Raw genomic sequence first — 2,524 nt, 5'->3', positions numbered from 1 at the left:
GCGTTGCCCTTGTGGACCACATGGGCACCCCACCGGGTGAGTCCGTTGATCACCCGGTAAATGGCCTTACTCACTCCAAAACAAGTGTCCGAACTTTTTCGTGTAACTCCGAAAACAGTCGCTCGCTGGGCTGACGAAGGAAAAATCGGGTTTACCTCGACCATCGGCGGTCACCGCCGCTACCACCGCACCGAGATCCGTATGCTCTTGCACTCGCTTCACACTCCAGGGCCAAAAACGGATCCGACGGCATCCTGAATTCAAGCCCGAAATGCTGTAACCCAACCCTGACGATACCGATGCACGTTACTTTCGTTCGCGGATCAGATGCTCCCGATGTCGCCGACTGTGCCCTGAACTCGCATGTGACCGTCGGACAATGTGTACGTGACGCCGACGATCGCGCACGCACCCTTGTCCACCTTGTCGGCGATGATCCGCGACCTCTGCATGATCAACGAGCCGGTCTCCACGACGTGACGGCCTTCGAGTTCGTCGACGGTGGACAAGCCCTCGTTGCTGCCTATCAGAACCACGCTCGACCGCACTGCGGACGAAGCTGTCCGGAACAGTTCTTGGTCTCAATAGGTCAACGCATCACCGACGATAACGGATCAGCCCCAGAAGATCGGATCGCCACCGTTTTCGATGTGATCGAGCAAATCCTGAACGTGAGGGCTCGGCGCCAAGAACTGGTAACGGTGAAATTTGAGGTTCCGGTCCCGCCAATACAAAGTCCACAGCCCGGTTTTCTTCGTGTAAGACAGGCGGGCGATCGGGAATCGCGTCCACTCCGGTCCGAAGTCCTCACGCCACGGCGACCGGCATTCGCAGATCGTGACATGGCGCGGCGCGATGTCGCATTCGACCCGAATCTCATGACGCAGACGATCGGGAACTCTACTGGCGCAGTACTTCACGATCCGGGCGACATCGAGTTCGGGAAGTCCGGTAGCAGCCATGACCATCATCATGCCAACCGCCGTTATGGCCAGCTTTGCTATCCAACTGCGGAGGAACCGAGCACCTGGTCTTCTCGTTGGCGTGGACTGTCCCAGTCGAGCACCCGACGAGGCCGATCGTTGAGTCTCGCCGCGATCGAATTCAGGCCCTCCTGGCTGAAAGTGCGCAGGTCAGCGTTCTTGCGCGGTACTGGCGCAGGAGCCCGTTCGTATTTTCGTTCGTCCCTCGTTGCCACGGATGATGCGGGGCGCAAAAGTAGACGGGCAGGTCGAGTGCTGCGGTGATGCGCTCGTGCGCGGCCATTTCCAGTCCCCGATCCCACGTCAACGACCGACGCAGATGCGCAGGCAACCGGCCCAGATAGGCAATCAAGGCGTCCGCAACCGTCTCGGCCCGGTACCCGTCCGGCAGTGCGACCACATGCACGGCGCGTGATTGCCGATCCACCAGCGTCGCGACCGCTGACGGGCGGGTGCCGAACACGAGATCGCCTTCGAGGTGTCCGGGCTCGCTACGATCACCGGCCGCAGAGCTGCGGTGATCGATGGGGACCCTGTTCCGTATCTGCCCGCGCCCGTGGGAGCGTTTCTTCCCACGAGGCCGGCGGATCCGCCGATCGGTACGCAGTTCGTGAAATTTTGTGTCGTCGAATACTTGTCGCGACGGTATATACAGGCAACGGTAAATCGTCTCGTGCGAAACCCACATCTGCGGATCGGACGGGTACTCGCGCCGGAGCCAGGCGGAGATCTGCTGCGGTGACCACTGCTCACTCAGCTTCCCTGTGACAACCTCCTGCAGAAAATGCCTGGTAGAGAGGGTCGAGATTTGAGGGCGGCGCGCGCGGACATACGCTGCGGCATCCGCCGGGGTCGCCCGATAGTGTTCGCGGCCGCCGTTGCGGGCGATCTCCCGTGCGATCGTGGACGGGGATCTTCCGAGTTTGTCGGCGATCGTCCGAGCGCTGTCACCGGCGGCGATCCCACGGGAAATCTCTTCACGCTCCCCGGCCGTGAGATGAGATGCTCGCCGACGACGTGGGAGCGGCCGGATACCGCCGGATTTACGCAGGAACCGGCCGATCTGAGGGACACTCTCCCCGAGGACCCGCCCGGTCGCACTCAGCGAATCACCGCGACGCCACATCTCCCAGATCGTGTTCTCTTGATCCACAGTGAACCCGAGCGCCTTGTTGCCCATCCATGCCTCCACGATCACGCATCATGTCACCAGCAGTGATGCGTTGACGTATTGAGAGCAAGTTCCGTTGTCGAGGGCATGGACGCGTGGTTGACAAACCGCTCGTTGCCTTCGCGAAGAGACGTCCAAGCGGAAAGGGGGGGCTTGATCGCGGCATCCATCTACCGTGCATACAAAGTCTGGCGACTCACTATCGACACCTGAATTGAGGGCCTGGAACCGTGCGGCGGGGCGCTGGTCGACGATACTAGAACAGTACGAGGGACTGAGCCCGGAAAACATCCCCCGGCAGGCCGCCGCCGACCACCGTCTCGCGGTGGACCTCGACGCCGTACCGGAGACCGTCCACCGGGTCAGCGTG

The 2,524-nt window shown here is 61.4% G+C and carries 4 protein-coding genes; 1 reads left to right on the top strand and 3 read right to left on the bottom strand.

The window, feature by feature from the left end; translation table 11 throughout:
• Nucleotides 1-60: 60 nt before the first annotated feature.
• Nucleotides 61-258: a BldC family transcriptional regulator gene (locus ABT116_RS42560; protein ID WP_351646002.1), complete on the top strand. Its 198-nt coding sequence runs from the start codon at nt 61-63 to the stop codon at nt 256-258.
• 65 nt (nt 259-323) lie between these two features.
• Here the strand turns inward: ABT116_RS42560 and ABT116_RS42555 are convergent, their stop codons facing one another.
• From ABT116_RS42555 to ABT116_RS42545, 3 genes are all read right to left on the bottom strand, one after another.
• Entirely contained in the window at nt 324-509 is a 186-nt protein-coding gene (locus ABT116_RS42555; protein WP_351645996.1) for a hypothetical protein, read from the bottom strand.
• A 105-nt stretch (nt 510-614) separates the two neighbouring features.
• On the bottom strand, nt 615-962 hold the full coding sequence (locus ABT116_RS42550; protein WP_073513844.1) for a DUF3024 domain-containing protein: 348 nt from the start codon (nt 960-962) through the stop codon (nt 615-617).
• Between the two features lie 142 nt (nt 963-1,104).
• Nucleotides 1,105-2,163, bottom strand: a complete 1,059-nt coding sequence (locus ABT116_RS42545; protein WP_209923624.1) for an IS30 family transposase — start codon at nt 2,161-2,163, stop codon at nt 1,105-1,107.
• Nucleotides 2,164-2,524: the final 361 nt, after the last annotated feature.

Origin of the sequence: Streptomyces sp. NPDC002130, from assembly GCF_040296465.1 — a bacterium.
Classification (GTDB): Bacteria; Actinomycetota; Actinomycetes; order Streptomycetales; family Streptomycetaceae; genus Streptomyces.
The sequence above is the reverse complement of the archived record's forward strand: the minus strand, read 5'-3'. Positions and strand labels throughout refer to the sequence as shown.

Excerpts from the sequence above, each read along its gene's own strand:
- ABT116_RS42545 (WP_209923624.1), bottom strand. The coding sequence starts at position 2,163 with ATGGGCAACAAGGCGCTCGGGTTCACTGTGGATCAAGAGAACACGATC.
- ABT116_RS42560 (WP_351646002.1), top strand. The coding sequence starts at position 61 with ATGGCCTTACTCACTCCAAAACAAGTGTCCGAACTTTTTCGTGTAACT.
- ABT116_RS42550 (WP_073513844.1), bottom strand. The coding sequence starts at position 962 with ATGGCTGCTACCGGACTTCCCGAACTCGATGTCGCCCGGATCGTGAAG.